Genomic DNA, 25111 nt, shown 5'->3' with positions numbered 1-25111 from the left:
CGTCCATGGCTCAGCGTCTGCGTCCAGTGGGGATCGACTTCGTCGAGACGGCACCCGTACGCCTCGTGTTCGCGCGTGAGATCGGCGCCGCTCCGGACGCCGTGTACCGCGCGCTCGCCGAGGGCACTTCCGACTGGCCGAAGTGGTTCTCGGCGCTGACGTCCGCCCGGGAGAGCGACGGACGGCGCGAGATCAGACTCAGGGGCGGCGCCCGCTTCGAGGAGACGGTCATCGTCGCGAAGGCACCCGACGGGTACGCCTACCGCATCGACGTGACGAACCTGCCGGGCCCCCGCGCCTGGATCGAGGAGTGGCGGCTCACCCCGGCCGGCACGGGCACCCGGGTGCAGATGACGTTCGCCCTCGACGGAACGGGCCCCTTCCTCGCGGCGGTCCGCCTGGCCCGCGCGGGCGTCGGCGGCTCGGTCCGCGGCGCGATCGCGGCGTTGGACCGGCGTCTGGCGGGAAAGGTGAGCTGAGCCGGCGGTCAGTCGGGCCAGGTGCCCGTCTCCAAGAGGGAGTTGATCGCCCTCGTGTACGGCGTGATGTCCAGGCCATGTTCCTCGAGCCAGGTGTCCGAATAGTACTTGTCGAGGTAGCGGTCCCCTGGGTCGCAGAGGAGGGTGACCACGCTGCCTGTGCGGCCCTCCGCGGCCATCTCGGAGACGATCTTGAGGGCGCTCCACAGGCCGGTGCCCGTCGAGCCGCCCGCCTTGCGGCCGATGGCCCGCTCCAGGGCCCGTACGGCGGCGACGCTGGCCGCGTCCGGGACCTTCATCATCCGGTCGATCGCGCCGGGCACGAAGCTCGGTTCCATGCGCGGGCGGCCGATGCCCTCGATGCGGGAGCCGCAGTCGCAGGTGACGTCCGGATCGCCGGTGGTCCAGCCCTCGAAGAAGCACGAGTTCTCGGGGTCGGCGACGCAGATGCGGGTGTCGTACTGCATGTAGTGGACGTAGCGCGCGAGGGTCGCGGAAGTGCCGCCGGTGCCCGCCGTGGCGACGATCCAAGCGGGCTCCGGGAACCGCTCCAACTCCAGCTGGCGGAAGATCGATTCGGCGATGTTGTTGTTGCCACGCCAGTCCGTGGCCCGTTCGGCGTAGGTGAACTGGTCCATGTAGTGGCCGCCGGTCTCCGCCGCGAGGCGGGCCGACTCCTCGTACATCCTCCGAGAGTCGTCCACGAAATGGCACTGCCCGCCGTGGAATTCGATCAGCCGGCACTTCTCGGCACTCGTCGTGCGCGGCATGACGGCGATGAACGGGACGCCGATGAGCTTGGCGAAGTACGCCTCGGAGACGGCCGTCGAACCGCTGGATGCCTCGATCACCGGGCGGCCGGGACGGATCCAGCCGTTGCAGAGGCCGTAGAGGAAGAGGGAGCGGGCGAGCCGGTGTTTGAGGCTGCCGGTCGGGTGCGTGGACTCGTCCTTCAAGTACAGGTCGATGCCCCACCGCTCGGGCAGCGGGAAGCGCAGCAGGTGGGTGTCGGCCGAGCGGTTGGCGTCGGCCTGGACCTTGCGGACGGCCTCTTTCAGCCAGCTCCGGTAGGCGGCGTCGCTGTGGTCGACGTCGAGGGTGGCGCCCGTCCGGATCTGTGGGGTGGTGCTCACGGCGGTGCTCCTTACGCTTGGCGCCGACGTCGCTCCGCGCGGTCGACGCCTCGATCATAAGCACCTTCCGTACGCCTTCCCACCTGCATAAACACACCTTTGAGCCAACCAAAGACACCCCTGGGGAGCCAGGTCACGACGGGTCAGGGGGCGCATTGCGGCGCGCGCTCCCGGGCGCGTCCGGGAGACGTACCGTGCGTACTGGTGCTCCACGCGCACTACGGGCACACTGCACCGGGCGGGACGAACATCCCGAACGCGGACGCACACTGGATCACGACACCAGCCGGACGGCACCGGAGCACGGCCCACGTGAGGTCCCGTTCCGGCGGCCGACGTGCACAAGGGGGCGGGGAAGGATGGCGGAGCCCGAGTTCACGGCCACGGGCGTGCGGATCGGGAAGCGGCTGCGTTCGCTCACCCGAGCCGGACAGGTCCGGATCAGCGACGGCAGGCTGGAGTTGCTGACCAGCTACGGCAGTGAGATCGACAGCGCGCCGGTCCAGGCGGTGCGCGCGTCGAAGCCCTGGTTCGCCCCGGACGACCGGGCCCTGGCCGACCTCAACGGCAACCGGTATCTGCTGACGCTGGGCGACCACGATCCCGCTCCGGGCGAGCCGGGTCCGCCCGCGGCACGCCGGTTCATCGAGGCGGTGCGCAGGGCGGCGCGGCGCGGCGGCTGAATCACGGCGAGTTGCGGGGCGATGTGTCCTGCGTCACTCTGGTCTCACGTCACTCTGGGTTTACCGGCGATAACGCTGCGAACCAGCCCGCCGGGCACGACAGCAGGCGGCCGCCCGGACGAGGGCATCCTGCTGGATCCGTACTCCGTGTTCTTCCGGACCTCACGTCGGGGAGTCGCAGCCGTGATCAGTCACCCAAGCAGACACTGCACGGTGGAGCTCCAAGCTCTGCCGTCGCGGATCGGCCAGGTCCGCAGAATCGTATCTGCGCAGTTGCGCTACTGGCATCTGGAGCCGTTGATTGACCGCGCCGCGCTCGGTGTGACGGAGTTGCTGACCAATGTCCACCGGCACGCCCAGCCCGACAAGTCGTGCACCGTCGAGATGGAGCTGCTGACCGACCGGCTCACGGTCTCGGTGCACGACCACGATCCGCGCCTGCCCGTGCTGGAGGAGGCGGAAGCGCTGGACACCACCGGGCGCGGCCTGGCGATGGTGGCCGCGGTGAGCGAGAGCTGGGGTGCACGGCCGGACGGCGATCAGGGCAAGGTCGTGTGGTTCATTCTGCCCGCCCCCGCGCAGGCGAAGCCGCAGCCCGCCCGGCCCCCGCGCGCAGTCGCCGTGGAACAGACCGCGCCGCCCGCGCACGCAGCGGCCGTGGAGCAGCCCGCACCCCGGTTCACGGAGGCCGAACCGGTGGCCTGTGCCCCGGCCGTGGAACACGCTCCCGCCCGGTCGGCCGTTGCCGGCTGACCGGGCGGTGACCCCCGTCCCCCTTCTGCTCACGTCACTCGGCGGCAATGGCCCGCAGGACGTCCAGGCGGGCCGCCCGCCGGGCCGGGCGCAGGCCCGCGAGGGCACCGGCCGCGAGCCCGACCAGCGCGACCACCACGAGCCGCAGCGGCGGGATCGCGAAGGCGAACGCGCTGTCACTGGCGCCGTCCGAGGCATTCACCAGGACCCAGCCGAGAAAGGCGCCGAGGGCGAGCCCGCCGACCGTGCCGAAGGTCGCGACCAGGACCGACTCCCAGCGGACCATGGCCCGCAGTTGGGGCCGGGTCTGGCCGACCGCCCGCAACAGGCCGAGTTCCCTGGTGCGTTCGTGTACGGCCAGCGTCAGTGTGTTGGCGATGCCGAGCAGGGCGATGAGCACCGCGAGGGCGAGCAGCGCGTAGACGAGCGTGAGCATCATGTCGATGCCGCCGGCCGAGGACTGCGCGTACTCGTCACGGGTCTGCACCTGCGGATTGCCGTACTGGTCGGCCACCTTCTGCACCGCCGCCTTGCCCGCGTCCGTGCTCACGCCGTCCTTGAAGGAGACGGCGACCAGGGTGTCGGAGTCCTGGGTGCGGTGCGGCGTCCAGGCGGCGCGGGTGATGACGTAGTCGCCGGCGAGTTCGGACTGGCCGTAGACGGCGCGGACGGTGAAGTTCTGCTTCTTGCCGTCGGTGAAGGTGAGCCGGGCGGTGTCGCCGGGCGCGAGGCCCTGACGGTCGGCCTCCGTCCGGGTGACGGCGATGCCGTCGGTGCCGAGGTCGCGCAGGGAGCCGCTGACCGTGCCGAGGTCGAAGGTGCGGGCCAGCGCGGCCGGGTCGGTGACGGTCAGCGCCCGTCCCTTGCCGTCGACCTCGGCGACCCCGCGGCCGAGTCCGACGGCGGTCTGAACCTCGGGCAGCCGCTGCACGGCGGGGGCCAGCCGGGGGCTGAGTCCGCTGCCGCCCGCGCCGAACGAGGGGGTGCTGATCGCGACGTCGCCCGCGAAGGACCGTGACACGGTCTGGTCCATGGTGGCCTTCAGCGAGGCGCCGAACACCGTGAAGAGGGAGACCACGGCCACGCCGATCATCAGGGCGCTCGCGGTGGCGGCCGTCCGCTTCGGGCTGCGCAGGGCGTTGCGCCGGGCGAGGGAGCCCGTCACACCGCGCAGCCGGTCGAGGGGGCTGCCGAGGAGGCGTACGGCCGTGGTGGACGCGACGGGGCCGAGGACCACGAAGGCGACCAGCGCCAGCAGTGCACCGAGTCCCGCCAGCCATACGGACGGTGAGACCAGGACCCCGACGAGCGCCACCGTGACGGCGACGACGGCGAGGCCCGTTCCGGTCACCGCACGGAGGCGGGAGGCGCCCGAGGCGTCGACGGCCGTCTCGCGCAGCGCGGCCAGCGGGGCGGTGCGTCCGGCCCGTACGGCGGGCAGCAGCGCGGAGCCCAGGCAGACCACGAAGCCGACCGCGAGCGGCAGGACCAGCGACAGGGTCTTGATGACCAAGTCGCCTTCGGGGAAGGGGAATCCGATGGCCGGGAACAGGGCCTGGAGCCCGGCCGCGATCCCGATGCCGCCGGCAAGTCCGGCGATTGACGCGGTGACGGCGACAACGCTCGCCTCGACGAGGGTCGACGCGGTCACCTGACGGCGGGAGGCGCCGAGAGCGCGCAACAGCGCGTTCTCGCGGGTGCGTTGGGCCACCACGATGGCGAAGGTGTTGTGGATGGAGAAGGTCGCCACCAGCAGGGCGACACCGGAGAACACGAGCAGGAACGTCGTGAAGATCGTCAGGAACTGGCTGGAGATCATGTCAGTGTTCTCCTGCGCCGACTCCTGACCCGTGATGGCTTCATCTCCCCTGGGCAGGACGGGAGTCAGCCGGTCGACGAGTGCGCGCTGGCTCACCCCGGGATCCGCCCGCACCTGGATGCTCGCGGCCTCGCCCGGCCGGGCGGTGAGGTACTTCTCGGCGTCGGCCTGTGTCATGCCGGTGAAGGTCACCTGGGCCATCCCGTCCGCGCCACCGAAGGTCGCGAGGCCGACGACGGTCACCTTGACGGGGTCGGGCGTGCGCAGGGTCGTCGTGTCACCGAGCTTCAGGCCGCCCCTCTTCGCGGCGCCGCGGTTGACGACGACCTCGCCGGACTTCACAGGGGCGCGGCCCTCGGCGAGCCGGTAGGGGTTGAGCTCCGGGTCGGCGATCCAGTTGCCGGCGAGGGTGGGCGGGCCCTGGCCGCCGACGGGTTGGCCGTCGGCGCCGACGAGTTGGCCCGCGCCCTGGATGCTGGGGACGGCGGCCGCGACGCCGGGGACCCGCTCGATCGCCCGCACCAGGTCCGTGTCGACCGGCCGGCGCACGCCCTGCGCCTCGCCGGGCGTGGTGATGGCGTCGGCGCTGCGCACGACGGCGTCCGTGCCGCTGGTCGCCTCGCCGAACATCGAGCCGAAGCTCGCGCGCAGCGTGTCGCCCATGACCAGGGTCCCGGTGAGGAACGCGACGCCGAGGAACACCGCGAAGAACGTCCCGGCGAAGCGGCGCTTGTGGGCGCGCAGCGAGGAGAGACTCAGGCGCAGGGAGGCGTTCATGACCGCACCTCGAAGGCCTTCAAACGGTCCAGGACCAGCTCCGCCGTCGGGGACTCCATACGGTCCACCAGTCGGCCGTCGGCGAGGAAGACGACCTCGTCGGCATGGGCGGCGGCGACCGGGTCGTGGGTGACCATGACGACCGTGCGGTCCATCTGCCGTACGGCACGGCCGAGGAGGCCGAGGACCTCCTGGCCGGAGCGGGAGTCGAGGTTGCCGGTCGGTTCGTCGGCGAAGACGACGTCCGGGCGGCCGGCGAACGCCCGCGCCACGGCGACGCGTTGCTGCTGGCCGCCGGAGAGTTCGGACGGGCGGTGGTGCAGCCGGTCGCGCAGCCCGACGACGTCGACGAGCGCGTCGATCCACTCCGGGTCTCCCCCGCCGCCGGCCAGGTCCAGCGGCAGGGTGATGTTCTCCGCGACGTTCAGCGTCGGGACCAGGTTGAACGCCTGGAAGACGAAGCCGATACGGTCGCGGCGCAGCAGGGTGAGGCGCCGGTCGTCGAGGGAGCCCAGTTCGGTGTCGCCGATGTAGGCGGCGCCCGAGGTGAGCGTGTCGAGGCCGGCCGCGCAGTGCATCAGGGTGGACTTGCCGGAGCCCGAGGGCCCCATGATCGCGGTGAAGTGTCCGGCGGGGAAGTCCACGTCCACGCCGTCCAGGGCGCGTACGGCGGTGTCGCCGGTGCCGTACACCTTGACGGCGCCGACGACGCGTGCGGCGGTGCGTACGGAGGTCGCCTCGGTGGCCGTGGTCATGCCGCACCGCCCTTGCCGGTCCGGCCGAACTGCTCGTCCAGGACGGAGAGCCGGCGCCAGTACTCGTCCTCGTCGATCTCCCCTGTGGCGAAGCGCCGGCCGAGGATCGCGATCGGTGAGTCGCCCGACGGACGTGCCGTGTCGACCGGCCGCCACGGGCCGCCGACGCGACCGCGCCAGACCGTGCGGCGCAGGAGGGTGACGGCGCCGAACACGACGGCCGCCCAGATCAGCGGGAAGAACAGGATCCATGGGCCGGGGCCGCCGTCCCAGTTCGCCAGGGTGTGCATCTCGGGTCATCTCCCTGTGCCGCAGCGTGTTGTGGTGATGGTTCGAGACTGGCTGGTGAGGGGGTCCGCGTCGTCGTACGGCCAGCGGCAGTGGGCGTACCTCCCGGGGAGTACGCGGGTGCCCCGCGGGTCCTCCCGGGGGTGTCCGCCGAACGATGGAATCTGTACCTACTGGTATGTACAGTTGGCGCATGAGCACCTCGGACCGACTGATCGAGTCCACCCGCGAGCTGCTGTGGGAGCGCGGGTACGTGGGCACGAGTCCCAAGGCCATCCTGGAGCGCGCGGGGGCCGGCCAGGGCAGCATGTACCACCACTTCAAGGGGAAGCCGGACCTGGCGCTGGCGGCGATCCGGCGGTCGGCCCAGGAGCTGCGGGCTACCGCGGAGGGAGTACTCGGCGGGCCCGGTACGCCGTACGAGCGCATCGAGGCGTATCTGCTGCGCGAGCGTGACGTGTTGCGCGGGTGCCCGATCGGGCGACTGACGATGGACCCGGAGGTGATCGCCGACGACGCGCTGCGGGCACCGGTCGAGGAGACGCTCGACTGGATCCGGACACGGCTCGCCGGAATCGTCGAAGAGGGCAAGGAGCAGGAGCAGTTCGCGTCCTCGCTGGACTCCGACGAGATCGCCGCGACCGTCCTCGCGACCGTGCAGGGCGGTTACGTCTTGGCCCGCGCCTCGGGGTCCCCGGCGGTCTTCGACGCGGGCGTGCGGGGCCTGCTCGCGCTGCTCTCTCAGGAGGTCGACCCCGCTGTACAGGAAGGCTGGACGCCATGCAGTACGAGCTGCCCCTAGCCGCGTGGACACCCCTGCATAGGGCCTATCAGGGCCTCTGACCTGCACAAACACCAAAGCCCCCACCACATCGGCGCGAGTGGAGGGGACTGTCAGGAGCGAACAGGACCGGGGTTGCCTACCTCACGGTCCCGTTGCCCCACCGCGAGCCAGACGCACACGCACCCGGTCCGCGGGTCTAGGGGGCTGGTACGACGCGGAAGTTCGTCATGGAGACGGTGCGGAACCGGTCGTGCCCCAGGGACGTCTTGGCGTGTTCCGCGGCCCATGCCTGTGGGTCGACGTCTTCGCCCACGTAGAGGTGCTCGATGCACGACACGCACTCGACGAATGAGCCCTCCGGGAGCGCCTTCAGTTGGTCCCACGTCTCCACGATGGGGAACGGATTAGTCGTCACTGCTTCCGCCCCTTCTTCCAGTCGTGAGGGTGCCGGTTGATCTCGACGGCCAAGTCTGTTGCGTGCGACGGGTCGTATGCCGGGGAGCCTGCTTCCATTGACTGTCGCCACTGTTTGGCCAATGCGTTACAGACGTCGCATCCCGGGGCCGGCGTAGGCGGCTCCCTCCTGAGTGGATCCGACAGGTTGACCGGCTTTCTCGGCGTTGTCTTGAGTCCCATTCCTGCACCTCCGCCACGGGCTCTGTACGTCGACCGTAGGCGTGCACGAGATGAGAATTCCACGATGTTCTATGAGGTTCTACGCGGCTTCAGTCGAGGGAGTCAATTGCCGACGAGATGAGCCCCCGAGCGGCAGCGCCGAAGACTGCCAACTCCGCCATTTCCTCGAAGGTGCGGGCATACATCGCAAGTTCGCCAGGGGCCGTGACTGTGATTGCGGCCGTCAGCAACTCGACGGCCACGCGGTCATCGTCGAACATCGTGAACGTCTCCAGCGTCCACATGGCCCGCTCACGTCCCGCGGGGATGATGCCGACGGACACGGCCGGCAGCGCCATGACGGAGAGGAGATAGCCCAGTTGGCCCGCCATGACGGCAGGGTCGCCCACGACGTGACGGAGCACGGACTCCTCCAGGAGCAGCACGAACCTGTGGTCGCCCTCGCGGATGATGTGCGACCGGTCGACGCGGACGGCTGCCGCTTCGTCGACGTCCTCCGGCGTCCCGTGGACGCGGGCGATGTTCGCCAGGAGTGCGGCGGCGTACTCGTAGGTCTGGACGAAGCCTGGGATCACGCTGGAGCTGTAGACGCGGAACGTCCGCGTGCGCTCGTACAGCGGGATGCGGGATTCCTGGAGCCGTCGCAGGCCAGTTCGTTGCACACGGCGCCACTCAACGTACATCGAGTCGGCCGTACGGTTGGCCGCGAGGAGATCCGGGATCTTGTCTTCCGCCCCGCACGCGGCACACCATGCCCGGATGTCCTCGTCGGATGGAGGCGTCGTGGCGCTCTGGAGGCGCGACACCTTCGACGGCTGCCACCCTGCGCGCGCAGCGACCTCCCTACCCGTCAATCCGGCGTCTCGTCGGATCTCTCGGAGCCTCTCCGCGATGGCTCGACGGGCCTCGTCGAGGGCTGCGGACGGGTAGGGAGGTCGTTGCATCGGTGTGCGGCGCTCAGATCCTGTAGTCGTCGTGCGGGATGGCCCGGGACCATACCGCCTCGAACGCCTCCGCGTGGCGCTTCACGACGTCGGGGGCGTCCTCCAAGACGTCCTCGACGAACCGTCCGTCACCTGCGAAGAGACTGAAGCGGATCAACCGGTCATCGAAGATCCAAAGGTCGTTGCCAGGAAGCAGGAGATCCGACGCCAGGCGGCGCGGAAGCCATCGGACGTCTTCGCCGGCCGCGATGTTCTGCGGTGTGCAGGCGTGCTCGTAGCGGATGTACTCGCTTGCGGGCTCCGAGATGACACGGGCACGACGCATGACGACGCCCCGGGCCACGGCGTCGGATACGGCGTCGTGGAAGCTGTTCCACCACGACGCGCGGTCGTCGAGGTTGTACGTCCGCCCTTGGCGCCAGGCGGTGAAGTCCTCGTCTTCCTCGGCGACCCCGTAGACGTCGTGCGTCTCCAGATGAACCGCGGAGCGATGGCAGCCGGCGAGCAGCTCAGTGAACGGCGGTACCTTCTGCGGCATCGCACGCCTCCCTGATCTGCTGGACCATGCGGGCAGGCAGCCGTATGACCGCCTCTGTGTCGGGAATGGTCCCCGTCGCCAGGCACTGCGCCTGAAGAGCCTCGTCCGCCTTCCAGCCCTGGAACACGAACTCTTGCTTCTCCTCGTCGAGCCACACCGTGGGGCAGTGGTCGCCGTTCGTCTCGGGGTCCTTCCCGAACGATCGTAGAGCCATGACGATCTCCCTTGTCACGTGAGTTCCGCAATGTTCTACGAACATCACGCCGACGGGTGCGGACGTCAAGAGGGCCTAGTAGTCGGGTCGCCGGGGGGATTCTCACCCCCGGGCGACCCGACTGCTAACCCGCAACCAAACACAAATCAACGGACCAAACGCTCAGTTACGATGTGGGGTCGCCAGCCATGGGGACGGCCAGGTTGGCGGCGGAGAGCAGCGCGCGGCCGGAGACGACGTAGTCCGCGCCGGCTTGGAGACATGCGCCGAGGTTGACGGCGTTGATACCGCCGTCGACGCCGGCCGGAAGTGCGGGGCGGGTCTGTCCGGCCTTGGCCGCCAGCGCCGGGTCAGCGGCGCCGGTGCTGCCGGGTTCGATCAGCATGATCAGGAGTCCGTCGAGCATCTCGAAGCACGGCCGGACTGCGGCGAGTTCCGTTGCTGGTGCGACCGCGAGCCAGGCGGCGGCACCCGAGGCGCGGATCCGTTCGGCGGTGTCGGCCACGGCCGCGTAGTCCGAGCAGGACTCGAACGGGAAGGTGACGCGGTCGACCTTCTGGGCACAGATCTCGTCGATCAGGCCGTCGAGTTCAGGTGCGATGACATGGATGTCGAGCGGCCCGATCCGGCGCTCGGCGAGCGTGTGCACCAGGGAGAGGTCGACGCCTCGATGCGTACGGTCGTCCATGATGACGTCGGCGTGAATCCACAGGCCGGCGCGTTCCAGCCGCTGGGCGGCGGCAAGCCGGTCCGCCTCGGCGACAGCGTAGATGCTGCCGGCGAGGGTTGCCCCGGGGTGGCGGGCGATCTCGGCGAGGATCTCCGGGTTCAGCTCCCGGTCCTGCGGCGTCACGCTGTCGTCCCTGCGGGCCCGACGCTGTCGGCGTCGAACGCGTCCCAACCTGCCAGCACCGTGTAGGCCGCTTCCCGCGCGCTTCGCGAGCCGGGGCGGGGAATGGCAACCGGCCGGGTCGCCGGCGCCCACTCGCGCAGGACGTCGCGTACCGCCCGGCCCGACGCGATGGCCGCCGCCTGCACGCAGGCGCCGCGCGCCGACGCCTCCGGGGCGTCGGCGACGAGTACCTCACGGCTCGTGAGATCGGCCAGGAGTTGGGTGTAGGCGGCGGAGCGCGCACCGCCGCCAGTAGCGATGAGGCGTCCGCCGGTGGCGACCCCGGCGGCGTTGAGGTGTCGCTCGCCGGAGACAAGGCCGAGGATGACGCCTTCGAAGGCGGCCCGTGCGATGTCCTCGCGGCTCGTCGCGGAGGTCAGTCCGGCGAGGATGCCCTGGGCGCCGGGGCGGTTGGGCTTGCGTTCGCCGTCGAGGTAGGCGACGAGGACCGGTCCTGCGGTGCCGGTGGCGGCGAGTGCCAGTTCGGCGAGGCCTTGGTGGTCGACACCGAGGATGCGGGCGAAGGTGTCGGTGACGCGTGCGGCGTTCAGTGTCGAGACGAGGGGGAGGTAGCCGTCGGTCATGTCGGCGACGCCGTCGACGATGCCGTTGAGATCGAACACGGGGGTCTCGCTGGTGGTGAAGACGACGCCCGAGGTGCCGAACGTGTACACCACGTCGCCGGGGGCGATCCCGAGGCCGAGGGCGGCCGCGTGCTGGTCTCCGCCGCCGGGGCCCACCAGGGTGCCGGCCGGCAGGCCGAGTTCCGCACGGGCTGTATCTGCGACCGTTCCGACGGCCGTCGAGGCGTCCATGACCTCGGGCATGGCGTCCGCCCAGTCCCGGTCGGCATCGATATGGGCCAGAAGTTCGGGGAGGTATCGGGATTGCGCGGCGCTGTAGTAGCCGGTCCCCGATGCCTCGGAGCGATCGGTGGCGTATTGGCCCGAGAGTTTCCAGGTCAGCCAGTCGTGCGGCAGCAGGACGCGGTGCAGTTCCCGATAGTTGGCCGGTTCGTTCTCGGCGAGCCAGGCGATCTTACTGAGGGTGAAGGCGGCGGTCGGCAGGGATCCGACGGCGCGGATCCATTCCGGCGCTCCGATCAGCCGCTTCAGCCGTTCGAGCTGTGGTGCGGAGGTAGTGTCGTTCCACAGCTTCGCCGGCCGTACGACCTGATCAGCGGCGTCCAGGGCGACCAGGCCGTGGCACTGGCCGTCGACCGCGATCGCGACGATGTCTCCCGTGGACACACCCGCGTCGTTCCTGGCGGCCGCGAGCGCGGCTTTGAGCGCTGTCCACCAGGCGGCGGGGTCCTGTTCGCTTCTGGGTGGGAACGCGGGTGGGTGTGGTGCGCTTCCCGAGCCGAGCAGCGAGCCGTCGTGCAGGTCGCGGATCTCGACCTTGCAGGACTGGGTCGAGGAGTCAACTCCAGCGACGACGGGCATGGTGGTTCTCCTAGGCGAAGTGCGATCGCGGTCCCCTCGAGTACGGGCACGCGGTGGCGTCAATGTGTCCGGGGCCCGGCGGGACTCGCCGGGCCCGCCCGGTCAACAGCACTTGTAGACGAACGGCGCGACCTTGGGGTCGTTGATGTTCTGCTGGGTGATGGCGGGCAGAGCGGTGATCTTGGACTTGTCCGCAGTCTCGCCCTGCCGAGGGCAACCGCATGCTGCACACACAGGACACCCATGTCGTACCGGTTCCGCGAGGTGATCGCGTCGATGGTCTCCCCGGCAGGCAGGACCTGCACCTGGATGGGCTGGGCATCGAAAGCGACGATCTTCACCTTGCAGCGCGAGCCGTCGTTGCGCACACCGGCCCGATCTCGGTCAGCACCGTGTTGACACGCCTCCCATCGCGGAAGTTCTTCCCGTGGCGGCCCTCGACCTGGTGCTTGGCGCAGCCCGGGTGCCCGGAGCCACCGCAGCAGCCCGGCGCCGCAGTCGACTGACGAATCAGCTGGTCGTCCGTGGCCACCGCCACGGCAGCCTCGCGGCTTTTCCTCGGCCACAACTGGGGCGGGAGCGATGTCAGTCAACTGGTTCCTTCTCTTGGGGAGTTACACCGTTCACCACACCCTCCCGCGCGTCCGGTGGCCGGTGGCTGCTGGGCCAGGCGAGCTGGCGCAGGTCTCCCGGTGTGACGGTATCCCGGGGGTACTTGATGCCGTCGCACAAGCCGTCCTTGAAGACGCACACCGCGTCCGCGAGCTCGATCAGCTCTTCTTCCTCGGTGGATACCACGATCACGGCCACATCCCCGTCGGCGGCCATCGCACGGATCAGAGCATGGATCTCGGCCTTAGCACCGACGTCGACACCCTTGGTCGGTTCATCGAGCAGAAGCAGTCTGGGCTGCTGTAGGGCAGCCCGGGCGAACAGCACCTTCTGCTGGTTTCCGCCGGACAGACGCGTGATCGGCTGCTCGGTGTCACCGCGGACGGCGACCTTTTTGAGAGCGTCGCGCGTCGCTTGGGTGATCCGCCTGCGCTGGAGCCGCCCGGCACGGCTGAACCTGTGCAGCACGGGCAGCGAAATGTTCTCCTTCGCGCTCATCCCAGGAATGAAACCGTCGGCCTTGCGTTCCTCCGAGAGAAAGGCGATCCCGGACCTGATTGCCTTGGCCGGGCTCTTGGGCCGGTACGGAGAGCCCGTCAGGGTCAGCGAGCCGACCGGCGGGCGCTCAGCTCCGTACAGAGTGCGCAGGAAGCGTGACCGCCCCGAGCCGACCAGCCCGTACAGGCCCAGTACTTCACCGGCCCGGACCTGAAGTGTCACGTCCTTGAGCCGGTCGGTGGACACGTGTACGGCGTTCAGCACGACATCGGATCCCTGCCCCTCACGGTCTGTCCGGTGTTCGGGCGGACTGGCCTCCGACCCGCTCGCTGGCGTCACATACGCGGACGAGGACGCGGACTCGCCGACGATGGCGTGGACCACATCGTCATGACTCACCGTTTCCGCCGAACCGCTCAGCACGACACGGCCGTTGGCCAGCCCGATGATGCGGTCGGCGACAGCGAAGACTTCGTCGAGCTTGTGGTCCACCAGCAGAATCCCCATGTTCCGCTCACGCGAGATGCGCTTGACCGTGGCCAGCAGATGATCGATCTGCTGCGCCTCGAGGGCGGTCGTCGGTTCGTCGAGGAGGAGATACCGCGCGTTGCGGTTGAGCGCGGCGACCACCTCGACCATCTGCCGCTGGGCGACGGACAGTTCGCCCGCGCGGTCGGTGGGAGAGGCCGTGACACCGTACTCCCGACACAGTTCGGCGGTGCGCCGGTTCATCTCCGCCTGCGCGAGACGGCCGCGCCGGCTGGTCTCGTGGCCGAGGAAGACGTTTTGTGCAACGGTGAGTTGGTCCACCAGCCGAAGTTCCTGGTACACGCAGGCCACACCGGCGGCGAGTGAGTCCGCAGGAGTGGAGAAGTGCTGGGGCACGCCGTCGAGGAGTACGGAGCCCTCGTCCGGGCTCTCGGCGCCCGCGAGCATTTTCAGCAGTGTGGACTTGCCCGCGCCGTTGTGACCGACGAGCGCCAGCACCTGACCGGGGATGAGCGTGACCGTCACCCCGTCGAGGGCGCGCGTCTGTCCATAGCGCTTGCTGATCGAGTTGACAGCCAAGTACTCCACAGCGGTTTCAGTCACGCTTGTACACCTCTCTCCGTGTCTGCTGTCGCGATCGTCCGGGTCAGCCGACTTCGCCCGGTCCCGGGGTGCCGCTCGTGAAGATCTTCAACGGCTGGAGGATCTGCGCCGGCACCTTGGCCCCGCCGACGTACTTCTTGACGTTCTCCACGACGATCCGCGCGTAGTCGGCCGGTTCCTGGGCGGCGCACGCCTTGTAGGTGGCGTTCAAAGCCGTGTCGGCGGCGCAGAATCCGTAGAGCGCGACCTTGCCGGTCTTGCCGAGTTGGCTGATCGCCTGCAGCGCGCCGACCGTTCCGGGGCCGGTGTCGGCGAAGATCACGTTGATGTCGGGGTTGCCCTGCAGCATGTCGGTGGTGACCTGAAGGCTGACGTTGGGGTCGACCTTGCTGTTGACGGTCGGACCGACCTTCGCGTTGGCGTTGGACTTGAGCGCGTCCTTGAAGCCGCTGTCGCGCTGGTTGGTGGGGATCTGATCGGGGTCTCCCACGATCCCGGCGTTGATCTTGGCCTTCGCTCCCATATCCTTGAGGAGCTGGGCGCCCATCGCCTTGCCGCCCTCGGTCTGGTCGGCGCCGACGTACTGCACCATGCTGGCGTTCTGGGTCTTGAGGTCGTCGGGCGAGACAATGACGTTGACCGAGAACACCGGAATCTTCGCCTGATTCAGCGCCGCGACACTGGCAGCACCCGGCCCGGAGTTCACCGCGTTCAGGGCGACCGCGCAGACCCCCTGCTGGATGAAACTGTTGATCTGCGAGAGCTGAGTCGAGTCACTGTCGTTGGCTATGGCAATCTTGACGTCGAACCCGTTCTTGGCGCCAGTGTCGAGGAAGCTTTGGCGCATGGCGACGTAGTACGGGTTCACCGTGTTCGGCAGGGCGACGCCCAGCACCGGCTTGCCCGTCGTGCAGCTGCTGGGCAAGGCGCTGTCGGCGCCCGTCGCCGTGGTGCCGCTTGTGGCCTGGTTGCTGCAAGCAGCCGCCAGTAGTGCGAGGGAGAACGCTGCCGCCGCCGCAGTCAGCCCTCTGGTTCTGTGCAACATACTCTCTCTCCTTGATTAGGACGTTCGGCTTGATTAGGACGTTCGGCGCCGCTCGCCTGACGTGGGTTGAGAACTGTGTCGGCCGCCGGTCATCGGGCAGGGACGCGGGCCGAGGCCGGAGCTAGGGTCGGCAAGGCGCTAGACCGCCGTGGGCTCCTTCTGGGGCGCTTGCCGGGACGTGCTGGTGAGCGCGCCGAGGAGAGATCTGCCGCTGAGGCCTCGCCGGTAGGTGTCGAACGAGACGCCCAGCAGGATGATCAAGCCGATCACCAGCGACTGCCAGTAGCTGCTGACGTTCAGCACATTCATGCCGTTGCTGACCGAGGCGATCAGGACGGCGCCGATCATGGCGCCGGCCACCGTGCCCGTTCCACCGAACAGGCTCACTCCGCCGACCACCGCCGCAGCAATGGAGAAGAAGAGCTCGTTGCCCAGTCCGGTGGCCGGGAACCCGACCATCAGGCGCGAGGTGGCGATGAGCCCTGCGATCCCCCCGCACACGCCGCTGACGGCGTAAGCCAGGATGGTGACCACCCGGATGTCCACGCCGGCCAGCCGGGCCGCCGCCTTGTTGCCGCCGGAGGCGTAGACGTGCACGCCCAGCCGCGTCCGGGTCAGGAACCAGCCGGCCGCAACGGCCGCGACCAGCAGCATGATCACGGGCAGAGGGACTCCCACGACGCGGCCCTGGCCGATCCAGGAGAAGCCGGCCTGGCGCACTGAGATGGAGTTGGCGCCGGTGATGATGAGGGGAACAGCGGTCGCAACGCCCTGGGTGGAGAAGGTGACGATGAAGGGGGGCACCTTCACGTAGTGGATCACCAGGCCGTTGATCACCCCGAGCACGAGCCCCGCTCCGACCGCCAGCAGGGAGGCCGCCAGCCAGGGAAGGCCGTCCCGCATGAGGACCGCGGCCAGCACGCCCGTCATGGCCACGTTGGCTCCGGTCGACAGGTCAATGCCGCCGGTCAGCAGCACGAAGGTCTGACCGAGAGCGAGAAACGCGATCACCGCGCCGTTCAGGAGCAGCGTCAGACCGTTGTGCACGGTGCCGAACGACGGCGACAGGATGCTCAGTACGGCGAGCACGACCAACAGGACCAGGAAGATTCCCGTCTCGTCGGGCAGTCGGAACTTTCTCATGGGAGTCTCCATGGTTCGTGGTTCATCGGCTCAGTCGCGAAGTCAGCTCCCGGTACAGACGGCATGGGTCAGTCCCTGCCACTCAGCGCGGAGGCGTCCAGTGGTGCCAGTTCTTCGGGGGTGTCAGTGAGCTGCCCCACGGTGCCGGCCGGGTGCGCGGACAGCACCTGGGACCAGGAGTAACCGCTCAGCCGCATCAGGGTGACCGCCAAGGCATCGCCCCAGGCCGATACGGCGAGGGTGCTGCCCATGGCGATCACGCCCCCCGGGTCCGCGTGACCGGCGGGGGCTATCTGCACGCTCACGTCCGCGAGCCGGCCGAGCGTCGAATCCGCGCGAGCTGTCAGCGACAGGACACGAGCGCCACGCTCCTGCGCCCGGCGGGCGAACTCGTTGAGTTCGGCCGAACCGCCGCCCTTCGAGATGGCGATCACCACGTCCGACCCGGACACCGCGCCCAAGGATCCGTGCAGTGCGTCCATGGGGTGGAGGAAGACAGCCGGCGTGCCGCAGACGGACAGGAGGTGCGCCATTCGGCGCGCCACCGTTCCCGACGTCCCCGAGCCGGCCACGACCACCTTGCCCTGGCATCCGAGCAGCAGCGAGAGAGCCGACAGGAAGGACTCGTCAAGTTGTTCGGCGATGCCTGCGGTGGCGGCACCTTCCCGGCGGATCACCTCCCGGGCGCCCTCAAGGATCTGGTCCTCAGCAAGGGAACTCACGACGACATACCTCCGGGGATGGCGCGGGATCGGGCACACGGCGCGAGTGCTCGTTCGGGGAACTTCATCGGCCCACTCCTGCCGCGACGGCACTTACATGTTCACGCCGTAAAGGCCGCGTTACGACTCTGAGGCGCGGGGTGGAGATATCAGACCTCCAGCCCGCCCATGCGTCAAGTAGGGTGCCCATATGGGCGGGCGCCGACGTAGTAAGCGCCGCTGAATCATTCGCGAAGGAGAATCCGATGGGTCCAGCCGAACTCCAACGAGCCACCACGGTCGCCCGCAGATACTTCGTGGAGGGCAAGGCGAAGACCGAGATCGCCGACGAACTCGGCATCTCGCGCTACAAGGTGGCCCGCATCCTCGACGAGTGCCGCGAGCAGGGCATCGTGCGGATCGAGATCGGCGTGCCCACCGCCGTGGACAGTGAGCTGTCGGAACAGTTGCGCGCCGCGTTCGGGCTCCAGCACGCGCTGGTCGTCAAGGTGACCGCACCGGATGTCGCCACCCTGCGCCGCGAGCTGGGCACCGCCGCCGCCGAACTGCTCACCGAGATCGTGACCGAGGACGACGTCCTCGGGGTGAGCTGGGGGCGAACGCTCGACGCGATGGCGCGCGCACTGAACGCCCTGGCGCCGTGCAGCATCGTACAGATGACGGGCGTGACCGGCGCGGTCGGCGCCAACAGCGCCGATCTGGTACGCCAGTTGGCAGCCGTCTCGCGCGGGCCCGCCTATCCGATCTACGCGCCGCTCATGGTCTCCGACGAGAGAACGGCCAACGCGCTCTACTCTCAGCCGGGCATCGCCGCCGCCACCTCGCGGTTCCCCTCCATCACCAAGGCCGCCGTGGCGATCGGCAGTTGGGACCCTGAAGGTTCGCAGTTCCATGCGGCGCTGCCCCCCGCGATGCTCGCCTCACTGCGCCGCGAGGACATCGCGGCGGAGGTCTGCTCGATACTGCTCACAGAAGACGGCACTCCGCTGGACGGAGACATCAGCAGACTGACGATCAGCATCGGCGCCGATCAGCTACGGCAGATCCCGGAGGTCATCGCGGTGGCCGGAGGGGCGTCCAAGGCACGGGCCATCCACAGCGTGCTCCGTGGCGGACTGGCCCATTCCGTGGTGACCGACGAAAGCGCGGCACGACTGCTCATTGATTCACATACGCAAATCACAAAATGACAGACGTGCTGCGTTCATGCAGTCCAGGAGACCCAGTGCCTGGAATGCGACCAGAACGCCGGCTGCCGGGCCAGGAGTTGGCCGACGCCGGTGCCGCGCGTGCCGAGTCGGCGGCGTTCCGCGCGGTGGGCGGGGCGGCCGTCGTGCAATGGACGCCGTACGGGATGGGCCCGCGGGCAGCGGATCTCCCGGAGCTGTCCCGTGCGGCGGGAGTGCACATCGTGTGTGCGACGGGACTGCACCAAGCCGCGCACTACGAACCGGAGTTGCTCGACGAGCTGCGCGGCCGGCCCGCCGAGGTGTTCGTCTCCGAACTGACCGAGGGCATCGGCACGTCAGGGGTACGGGCCGGGTTCGTCAAGGTCGCGGGCGGCTTCCACGGGCTCGAGGCGCACGCGCGCTGGACGATGACGGCGGCGGCGGAAGCCCACCATGCGACCGGGGCGACCATCGCCGTCCACCTGGAGCTGGCCACGGGCGCGCTGGACGTACTGGATCTGCTGTGCGGGGAGTTGGAGGTCCCGCCGGCCCGGGTGATCCTCGGGCACCTCAACCGATTCGCGGACCCGGTGACGCACCGTCAGGCCGCCGAGTCGGGCTGCTGGCTGGCCTTCGACGGACCGTCACTCACCCACCACGCCACGGACCGGCACATGCCGACCGCGGTACGAATCCTGGCCGAATCCGGGTTCGGCCACCAACTCCTGCTCGGCGGGGACACCGTGGTCGCCGGGGCCCGGTCGACGGACGGCGGGCCCGGGATGCCGTATCTGCTGCGGCGGGTACGGCCGCGGCTTGAGGCGGAGCTGGACGTGTCGGTGGTCGAGCGCGTCCTCACGGAGAATCCCGGGCGGGCGTTCGGTGTCGAGTGGCGCTGAGGGCGTCGTCAGCGGAGTGCAGCCAGCGGATCGTCGAGTACCGGCTGCCAGGCCAGTTCCGCCGCGCCGACCAGGCTGTCGTGGTCGAGGGTGCAGGGGAGGATGGGGACTCCGCCGCTCTGGCCCCACAGGCTGCGGTCGGCCACCACCGCGCGGAGGCGGTCGGGGTCGGCGTCCAGGAGGGTTCGATGGAGGCCGCCGAGGATGATGCGGTCGGGGTTGAGGATGTTGACCAGGCCGGCGAGGCCGAGGCCGAGGCGGTCGATCAGGGCCTCCGCCGCCGTGCGGACCGTCGGGTCGGTGTAGTGGTTGCGGACGAGGTCGTTGGCCTGCTGGAGGAGGGAGACCTCCGGGCCCGGATCGCGGCCCGCCTCGATGAGCAGGGCCAGGGGGTCCGCCTCGACGTCCAGGCAGCCCCGGCTGCCGCAGTGGCAGGGGCGGCCCTCGGGGTTCACCGTGAGGTGCCCGACCTCCAGCGCGAGGCCCGAACTGCCCGTGTGCAGGCGCCCGTCGAGGACCAGCGCGCCGCCGACCCCCCGGTGCCCGGTGGCCACGCACAGCAGGTCGCGCGCGCCTCGTCCCGCGCCGTGCCGGTGCTCCGCGAGCGCCGCCAGGTTGACGTCGTTGCCCGCGAACGCCGGCCCCGTGATCCCGGCCGCCCGCACGCACTCGGCGAAGATCCGGCGCACCGGTGCGCCCACCGGCCAGGCGAGGTGGAGGGGGTTGAGGGCCAGGCCGTCGGGCTCGGCGACCGCCGACGGCACGGCAAGGCCCGCGCCCACGCAGCGGCGGCCGGTCGTGCGGAGCAGTTCCGCGCCCGCCTCGACGACCGAGCCCAGCACCTTGGCGGGGTCTGCCTCGACGGTCTCGCAGCCGGGCGCGGTCGCCACGATGCGGCCGCCCAGGCCGACCAGCGCCGCCCGGAAGCCGTCCGCGTGCACCTGCGCGGCGAGCGCGACCGGACCGTCCTCGGCGACCTCGAGGCGGTGCGAGGGGCGGCCCTGGGACCCGGCCGCCGCACCGGGCCGGGCGTCGACCCGGATCAGGCCCAGCGCCTCCAGTTCGGCGGCCACGGCGCCCGCCGTCGCCCGGGTCACGCCCAGTTCGGCCGTGAGCACGGCCCGGGTCGGCGCGCGCCCCGTGTGCACGAGCTCCAACGCGGGACCGAGCGCACCGCGCCCCCGGTCCAGCCGCGCTCTCGAGGTGGTTCCTTCCCCCGCCGCCCGGGGATCCGCCTTGCCGCTCATGAGGGGGAGTCTCCCATGATCCGCAGCCTGTTCGGCCGGCACAGCAACCTAGAAGCCACTCACGCGCAGGGTGACGTTCAGCCGCCCCGCCAGTCCCAGCACCGGTGGGGCGGTGCCCGGACGCACCCGCGGCACCCCGTGGTACGCGAGCCGGGACGGCCCGCCGAAGACGAACAGGTCCCCGCCGCGCAGTTCGACGTCCGTGTACGGCTTGTTCCGCGTCTCGGTGTTGCCGAAGCGGAAGACGCAGGTGTCGCCGAGGCTCAGCGAGACCACCGGGGCGTCGGACCGCTCGTCGCTGTCGCGGTGCATGCCCATGCGGGCGTCGCCGTCGTAGAAGTTGATCAGTGCGATGTCGTACGCCGCCCCGGCCGCCGCCTCCGGGCCGAGCGCGTCGGTCGCGGCCCTGCGGCCGAGGTCGCCCAACCAGGACGGGAAGGGCTTCACGGGCGTCCCGTCGCCGTCCACGACGGTGCGGGCGTAGGCGTACGGATACCAGTGCCAGCCGAGGCACACCTGGCGCGCGGTCATGGTGCCGCCGCCAGGGGTGCGGACCGTGCGCAGGCCCGCGGGCGGGCGTGCCCACTCCCGGCAGGCCGCGAGCAGTTCGCGCTGCGCGTCGGCGTCCAGCCAGTCGGGTATGTGGACCGCGCCGGGCGCGACTTCGATGCGCTCCCTGGGAAACAGCTCCGTCTCCATGTCCTCCATCCTGCCCGAAGGGCCGACCGACCGGCCCTGAGCTGGGGCTCCGCTAGCCTGGACGCACGATGAGCGACCGTATGACGACTGCGTGGGGCGAGTTCGAGCTGTCCCGCTTCCCCGAGGATCCACGCGACCGGCTGCGTGCCTGGGACGCCTCCGACGCGTATCTGCTGCGGCACCTGGCCGAAGAGCGGATCTCCCTGTCCGGCACGGTCGTGGTCGTCTCGGACCGCTGGGGTGCGCTGGTCACGGCGCTGGCGGAGCACCGGCCGGTGCAGATCACCGACTCCTTCCTCGGCCGGGAGGCGACCCGGGCGAACCTCGCGCGGGCCGGCGTCGAGCCCGGTGCCGTACGTCTGCTCACCACGCAGGATCCGCCGCCGGAGCGCGTCGACGTGCTCCTCGTGCGGGTGCCGAAGAGCCTGGCGCTCCTCGAGGACCAGCTGCTGCGGCTGGCGCCCGCCGTGCACGCGGGCACGGTCGTCGTCGGCACCGGGATGGTGAAGGAGATCCACACCTCGACGCTCGAGCTGTTCGAGCGGATCCTCGGCCCGACCCGGACTTCGCTCGCCCGGCAGAAGGCCCGGCTGATCTTCTGCACCCCTGAGCCTTCGGCCGCGCGTCCCGCCAATCCGTGGCCGTACACCTACGACCTGCCCGACGGCATCGGCCCAGTCTCGGGGCACACGGTCGTCAACCACGCGGGCGTCTTCTGCGCCGACCGGCTCGACATCGGCACCCGGTTCTTCCTCCAGCATCTGCCCGAGAGCCGGGGCGTACGGCGGGTGGTGGACCTGGGGTGCGGCAACGGCGTCGTCGGTACGGCGGTGGCGCTGGCCAACCCCGAGGCCGAGGTGCTGTTCGTGGACGAGTCGTACCAGGCGGTGGCCTCGGCGGAGGCGACGTACAAGGCGAACGGGGTGCCGGGGCACGCGGAGTTCCGGGTCGGCGACGGGCTGGCCGGGGTGGCGGCGGGCAGCGTGGACGTCGTGCTCAACAATCCGCCGTTCCACTCCCATCAGGCGACCAGTGACGCCACCGCGTGGCGGATGTTCACCGGGGCGAAGCGCGCGCTGCGGCCGGGCGGCGAGCTGTGGGTGATCGGCAACCGGCACCTGGGCTACCACGTGACGCTGCGGCGGCTGTTCGGCAACAGCGAACTGGTGGCGAGCGACCCGAAGTTCGTGGTGCTGAAGGCGGTCAAGAAGTAGCTTCGGCGCGCAACGCCCTGGGGGAGGCGCCGAGTTCGCTGCGGCACGCCTTGTTGAAGGCCTGGAGGTCGGGGATGCCGACGGACGCGGCGACGGCGGGGATGGACAGCGTCGAGGCGCGCGGCAGGTGGTGGGCCCGGTCGAGTCTGCGGCGGCGGATGTAGCCGACCACGGTGTCGCCGGTGGCGGCGCGGAAGAGCCGGGTCAGGTGGTTGTGCGAGACACCGGCCGCGCGGGCGACGTCGGGCACAGTGAGCGGCCCGGCCAGTTGGGCCTCGACGTGGGTGAGGGCGGCGGCGACCGCGGGGTGCGGGCCGGGGCGCCGGGCGGCGGGGGTCAGGTGGGCGATGCGCCACAGCGCGGTCCAGATCTCGGCGCGGGTGCGTTCGGGTTCGCGCGGGGCGGCGGCGACCGCCTGTCGCAACAGGGCCCTGAGGAGGGGCAGTTCGGGTCCGGTGTCCTGGACGACGGGGACGGCGCGGGCGGAGCCTGAGGCCGGGATGCGCAGGTGGGCGTAGAGGTGTTCGGAGCGGCCCCGGTAGTGGAAGCGGACGGTCGTGCCGGGCGGGACGAGGCTCACCCGGCCCGGACGGACGGTGTGCGGGGTGGTGCCGACGACGAGTTCGGCGTCGTAGGCGTACAGGTGCAGTTGCCACAGCTCGGGCAGCCGGAAGTCGTCGGTGGGGCTCGCCACGCCGTGCACGCCCACCCCGGCTTGGGCCACGACGGGCGGTTCGCCGAGGTGGAGGCGCGTGTGGTGCAGGGGCGGGAAGCTATCAGGGGCGGGGGCGGCCGAGGACGTGGATGATTCGCGTCACCTCGCGGGCCATCGCCTCCCGGCCGACGCTGAGGTATTTGCGCGAGTCGACGGCCTCGGGGTGGGCGGCGAGGAAGTCCCGGATCGCGGCGGTCATCGCCACGTTGAGGGCGGTGCCTACGTTGACCTTGGCGATGCCGCCCGCGACCGCCGCGACCAGTCCGTCGTCCGGTACTCCGGAGGAGCCGTGCAGGACGAGGGGCACGGGCACGGCCGCCGAGAGCCGTTTGAGGAGATCGTGGTCGAGGGCGGCGGTGCGGGTGGTCATGGCGTGGACGCTGCCTATGGCGACGGCGAGGGCGTCCACGCCGGTGTCGGCGACGAAGGAGCGGGCCTGGTCCGGGCCGGTGCGAGCACCGGGGGCGTGGGCGTCCAGCGGCGGCTGCCCCTGTTTGCCTCCGACCTCCCCCAACTCGGCCTCGATCCAAAGGCCTTGGGAATGCGCCCAGCCGGCGGCGGTCCGGGTCGCGGCGAGGTTGTCGGCGTACGGCAGGCGGGCCGCGTCGTACATCACGGAGCCGAATCCGGCTCCGGGTGCCTGGCGCAGCAGCTCGTCGCTCTGGACGTGATCGAGGTGCAACGCGACCGGCACGCCTGCGCGTTCGGCGGCGGCGACGGTGGCGCGGGCCAGTGGGAGGAGCCGTCCGTAGCGGAACTTGACGGCGTTCTCGCTGACTTGGAGGACCACGGGTGCGTCCGCCGCTTCGGCGCCGGCGATGACGGCCTCGACGTGTTCCAGGGTGATGACGTTGAACGCGGCGACGGCGCGGTGCTCCGCGGCGGCGCGGGTGACCAGCTCGCCGGTGGCTGCGAGGGGCACGGTCTCTCCTTTCCTGGAGCGCGGGTCACGGGTCAGGGGGCGAGGATCACCGAGCGGGTGAGGTGGCGCGGCTGGTCGGGGTCGAGGCCGCGGCGGGCGGCGACGGCCACGGCGAGCCGCTGGGCGCGGACGAGTTCGGCGAGCGGATCGAGCGAGCCCCCGATCCACAACCCGCCTGTGGCACGCACCTGTTCGGCGAGACCTTCGGGTGCCTCGCCGAACATCCAGGTGGCCGTGCCCCGGGTAGTGATGCTGATGGGGCCGTGCCGGTATTCCATCGCCGGGTAGGCCTCGGTCCAGGACAGCGAGGCCTCGCGCATCTTCAGCCCGGCCTCGTTGGCGAGCCCTAAGGTCCAGCCGCGGCCGAGGAAGGTGAACTGGGTGCACTCGACGAGCCCCGCGGGCAGCGGGGTCGACAGCGCGGCGCGGGCGTCGGTGACGACGGTGTCGGTGTGCAGGCCGAGGGCGGCACGGAACAGGGTGAGGGCGGTGGTCGCGAACCGGGTTTGCACGACGGAGCGTTCGTCGGCGAAGTCCAGCACCACGACCTCGTCGGCAGCACCGAGCACGGGTGTGTCCGGGTCGGCGGTGACGGCGGTCGTCCGGGTGCCGCCCTTCAACCGGCCGAGCAGATCGAGCACTTCGGTGGTGGTGCCGGATCGGGTGAGGGCCACGACACGGTCGTACGAGCGGCCGTACGGGAACTCCGACGCGGCGAAGGCGTCCGCCTCCCCCTGCCCCGCACCCTCGCGCAGGGCGGCGGCCGCCTGCGCCATGAAGTACGAGGTGCCGCACCCGACGATCGCCACCCGCTCCCCCGGCGCCCACAGCGCCCCGCCGTGCCGCGCCGCCAGTTCGGCCGCCCGGATCCAGCACTCGGGCTGACTGTTCAGCTCTTCCTCGACATGGGTCATGCCGCACCCTCCCTGCTGATTTTTTCTGCAAAATATAGCGAGTTTTCAAACACAATCAAGCATTCGACCAGAGGCGGGGT

The 25111-nt window shown here is 70.3% G+C and carries 27 protein-coding genes; 7 read left to right on the top strand and 20 right to left on the bottom strand.

Annotated features, from left to right (window positions below):
* Positions 1-5 precede the first annotated feature (5 nt).
* Entirely contained in the window at positions 6-479 is a 474-nt protein-coding gene (locus ACFYXB_RS17255; protein WP_389582819.1) for an SRPBCC family protein, read from the top strand.
* 8 nt (positions 480-487) lie between these two features.
* Here the strand turns inward: ACFYXB_RS17255 and ACFYXB_RS17250 are convergent, their stop codons facing one another.
* Positions 488-1612: a PLP-dependent cysteine synthase family protein gene (locus ACFYXB_RS17250; protein WP_389582817.1), complete on the bottom strand. Its 1125-nt coding sequence runs from the start codon at positions 1610-1612 to the stop codon at positions 488-490.
* A gap of 359 nt (positions 1613-1971) precedes the next feature.
* Between ACFYXB_RS17250 and ACFYXB_RS17245 the strand changes: the two genes are divergently transcribed.
* Both ACFYXB_RS17245 and ACFYXB_RS17240 read left to right on the top strand, forming a co-directional pair.
* The gene (locus tag ACFYXB_RS17245; protein ID WP_351358730.1) at positions 1972-2295 is read left to right on the top strand and encodes a hypothetical protein; all 324 of its coding nucleotides are present in this window, start codon (positions 1972-1974) and stop codon (positions 2293-2295) included.
* Positions 2296-2478: 183 nt separating this feature from the next.
* Positions 2479-3048 (top strand): ATP-binding protein, encoded by a 570-nt coding sequence (locus ACFYXB_RS17240; RefSeq protein ID WP_389582814.1) that lies wholly within the window; start codon positions 2479-2481, stop codon positions 3046-3048.
* Between the two features lie 34 nt (positions 3049-3082).
* On the opposite strand, the gene ACFYXB_RS17235 is transcribed toward ACFYXB_RS17240, so the two are convergent.
* Genes ACFYXB_RS17235 through ACFYXB_RS17225 form a run of 3 tightly spaced genes read right to left on the bottom strand, consistent with a single transcriptional unit; the run spans position 3083 to position 6689 of the window.
* A complete protein-coding gene (locus ACFYXB_RS17235; RefSeq protein ID WP_389582811.1) occupies positions 3083-5644 on the bottom strand; it encodes an ABC transporter permease in 2562 nt (853 codons plus the stop codon).
* On the bottom strand, positions 5641-6399 hold the full coding sequence (locus tag ACFYXB_RS17230; RefSeq protein WP_389582808.1) for an ABC transporter ATP-binding protein: 759 nt from the start codon (positions 6397-6399) through the stop codon (positions 5641-5643). Before ACFYXB_RS17230 ends, ACFYXB_RS17235 begins: the two co-directional genes overlap by 4 nt.
* Complete coding sequence (locus ACFYXB_RS17225; protein ID WP_351358718.1) at positions 6396-6689, bottom strand: SHOCT domain-containing protein; 294 nt, start codon at positions 6687-6689, stop codon at positions 6396-6398. The genes ACFYXB_RS17230 and ACFYXB_RS17225 overlap by 4 nt, the downstream gene beginning before the upstream one ends.
* Before the next feature lie 176 nt (positions 6690-6865).
* Here ACFYXB_RS17225 and ACFYXB_RS17220 point away from each other — a divergent pair, with 176 nt between their 5' ends.
* A complete protein-coding gene (locus ACFYXB_RS17220; protein ID WP_389582805.1) occupies positions 6866-7489 on the top strand; it encodes a TetR/AcrR family transcriptional regulator in 624 nt (207 codons plus the stop codon).
* Between the two features lie 178 nt (positions 7490-7667).
* Here ACFYXB_RS17220 and ACFYXB_RS17215 read toward each other — a convergent pair whose 3' ends face one another.
* The 11 genes from ACFYXB_RS17215 to ACFYXB_RS17165 form a co-directional block, all read right to left on the bottom strand.
* Positions 7668-7886 carry a hypothetical protein gene (locus tag ACFYXB_RS17215; RefSeq protein ID WP_389582803.1) on the bottom strand — a complete coding sequence of 73 codons (219 nt, stop codon included), beginning with the start codon at positions 7884-7886 and terminating at the stop codon, positions 7668-7670.
* A 310-nt stretch (positions 7887-8196) separates the two neighbouring features.
* Positions 8197-9051 carry a helix-turn-helix domain-containing protein gene (locus ACFYXB_RS17210; RefSeq protein ID WP_389582800.1) on the bottom strand — a complete coding sequence of 285 codons (855 nt, stop codon included), beginning with the start codon at positions 9049-9051 and terminating at the stop codon, positions 8197-8199.
* Positions 9052-9064: 13 nt separating this feature from the next.
* Positions 9065-9589: a DUF6879 family protein gene (locus tag ACFYXB_RS17205; protein ID WP_389582798.1), complete on the bottom strand. Its 525-nt coding sequence runs from the start codon at positions 9587-9589 to the stop codon at positions 9065-9067.
* Positions 9561-9803 (bottom strand): hypothetical protein, encoded by a 243-nt coding sequence (locus ACFYXB_RS17200; protein WP_389582796.1) that lies wholly within the window; start codon positions 9801-9803, stop codon positions 9561-9563. Before ACFYXB_RS17200 ends, ACFYXB_RS17205 begins: the two co-directional genes overlap by 29 nt.
* A 166-nt stretch (positions 9804-9969) precedes the next feature.
* Positions 9970-10656 carry a hypothetical protein gene (locus tag ACFYXB_RS17195; RefSeq protein ID WP_389582793.1) on the bottom strand — a complete coding sequence of 229 codons (687 nt, stop codon included), beginning with the start codon at positions 10654-10656 and terminating at the stop codon, positions 9970-9972.
* Positions 10653-12140: a xylulokinase gene (xylB, locus tag ACFYXB_RS17190; RefSeq protein WP_389582790.1), complete on the bottom strand. Its 1488-nt coding sequence runs from the start codon at positions 12138-12140 to the stop codon at positions 10653-10655. The genes ACFYXB_RS17195 and xylB overlap by 4 nt, the downstream gene beginning before the upstream one ends.
* A gap of 102 nt (positions 12141-12242) precedes the next feature.
* A complete protein-coding gene (locus ACFYXB_RS17185) occupies positions 12243-12374 on the bottom strand; it encodes a hypothetical protein (protein ID WP_389582788.1) in 132 nt (43 codons plus the stop codon).
* 351 nt (positions 12375-12725) lie between these two features.
* Positions 12726-14342: a sugar ABC transporter ATP-binding protein gene (locus ACFYXB_RS17180; RefSeq protein ID WP_389582785.1), complete on the bottom strand. Its 1617-nt coding sequence runs from the start codon at positions 14340-14342 to the stop codon at positions 12726-12728.
* Between the two features lie 43 nt (positions 14343-14385).
* Positions 14386-15237: a substrate-binding domain-containing protein gene (locus tag ACFYXB_RS17175; RefSeq protein ID WP_389582782.1), complete on the bottom strand. Its 852-nt coding sequence runs from the start codon at positions 15235-15237 to the stop codon at positions 14386-14388.
* 288 nt (positions 15238-15525) lie between these two features.
* On the bottom strand, positions 15526-16530 hold the full coding sequence (locus ACFYXB_RS17170) for an ABC transporter permease (RefSeq protein WP_389582779.1): 1005 nt from the start codon (positions 16528-16530) through the stop codon (positions 15526-15528).
* Positions 16531-16598: 68 nt separating this feature from the next.
* A complete protein-coding gene (locus tag ACFYXB_RS17165; RefSeq protein WP_389582776.1) occupies positions 16599-17252 on the bottom strand; it encodes an SIS domain-containing protein in 654 nt (217 codons plus the stop codon).
* Positions 17253-17497: 245 nt separating this feature from the next.
* Here ACFYXB_RS17165 and ACFYXB_RS17160 point away from each other — a divergent pair, with 245 nt between their 5' ends.
* Positions 17498-18442 carry a sugar-binding transcriptional regulator gene (locus ACFYXB_RS17160; RefSeq protein ID WP_389582773.1) on the top strand — a complete coding sequence of 315 codons (945 nt, stop codon included), beginning with the start codon at positions 17498-17500 and terminating at the stop codon, positions 18440-18442.
* A 44-nt stretch (positions 18443-18486) separates the two neighbouring features.
* Positions 18487-19320, top strand: a complete 834-nt coding sequence (locus ACFYXB_RS17155; RefSeq protein WP_389582770.1) for a phosphotriesterase — start codon at positions 18487-18489, stop codon at positions 19318-19320.
* 8 nt (positions 19321-19328) lie between these two features.
* Here the strand turns inward: ACFYXB_RS17155 and ACFYXB_RS17150 are convergent, their stop codons facing one another.
* Together ACFYXB_RS17150 and ACFYXB_RS17145 are read right to left on the bottom strand one after the other, a co-directional pair.
* Positions 19329-20567 (bottom strand): ROK family protein, encoded by a 1239-nt coding sequence (locus tag ACFYXB_RS17150; RefSeq protein WP_389582768.1) that lies wholly within the window; start codon positions 20565-20567, stop codon positions 19329-19331.
* 48 nt (positions 20568-20615) lie between these two features.
* Positions 20616-21266 carry an alpha-ketoglutarate-dependent dioxygenase AlkB family protein gene (locus ACFYXB_RS17145; RefSeq protein WP_389582766.1) on the bottom strand — a complete coding sequence of 217 codons (651 nt, stop codon included), beginning with the start codon at positions 21264-21266 and terminating at the stop codon, positions 20616-20618.
* Positions 21267-21346: 80 nt separating this feature from the next.
* Between ACFYXB_RS17145 and ACFYXB_RS17140 the strand changes: the two genes are divergently transcribed.
* Positions 21347-22480 carry a methyltransferase gene (locus ACFYXB_RS17140; RefSeq protein WP_389582763.1) on the top strand — a complete coding sequence of 378 codons (1134 nt, stop codon included), beginning with the start codon at positions 21347-21349 and terminating at the stop codon, positions 22478-22480.
* Here the strand turns inward: ACFYXB_RS17140 and ACFYXB_RS17135 are convergent.
* The 3 genes from ACFYXB_RS17135 to ACFYXB_RS17125 are packed head-to-tail and all read right to left on the bottom strand — an operon-like array spanning position 22470 to position 25031.
* Positions 22470-23204, bottom strand: a complete 735-nt coding sequence (locus ACFYXB_RS17135) for a helix-turn-helix domain-containing protein (protein WP_389582760.1) — start codon at positions 23202-23204, stop codon at positions 22470-22472. The two genes, ACFYXB_RS17140 and ACFYXB_RS17135, sit on opposite strands and share 11 nt — an antisense overlap.
* A gap of 52 nt (positions 23205-23256) precedes the next feature.
* Complete coding sequence (locus ACFYXB_RS17130; protein ID WP_389582757.1) at positions 23257-24117, bottom strand: ketose-bisphosphate aldolase; 861 nt, start codon at positions 24115-24117, stop codon at positions 23257-23259.
* Positions 24118-24149: 32 nt separating this feature from the next.
* Positions 24150-25031, bottom strand: coding sequence for an SIS domain-containing protein (locus tag ACFYXB_RS17125; protein ID WP_389582755.1), 882 nt, complete (start codon positions 25029-25031; stop codon positions 24150-24152).
* Positions 25032-25111 lie beyond the last annotated feature (80 nt).

This window comes from Streptomyces sp. NPDC002619 (assembly GCF_042889305.1).
In the GTDB taxonomy this organism is placed as follows: Bacteria; Actinomycetota; Actinomycetes; order Streptomycetales; family Streptomycetaceae; genus Streptomyces.
The sequence above is the reverse complement of the archived record's forward strand: the minus strand, read 5'-3'. Positions and strand labels throughout refer to the sequence as shown.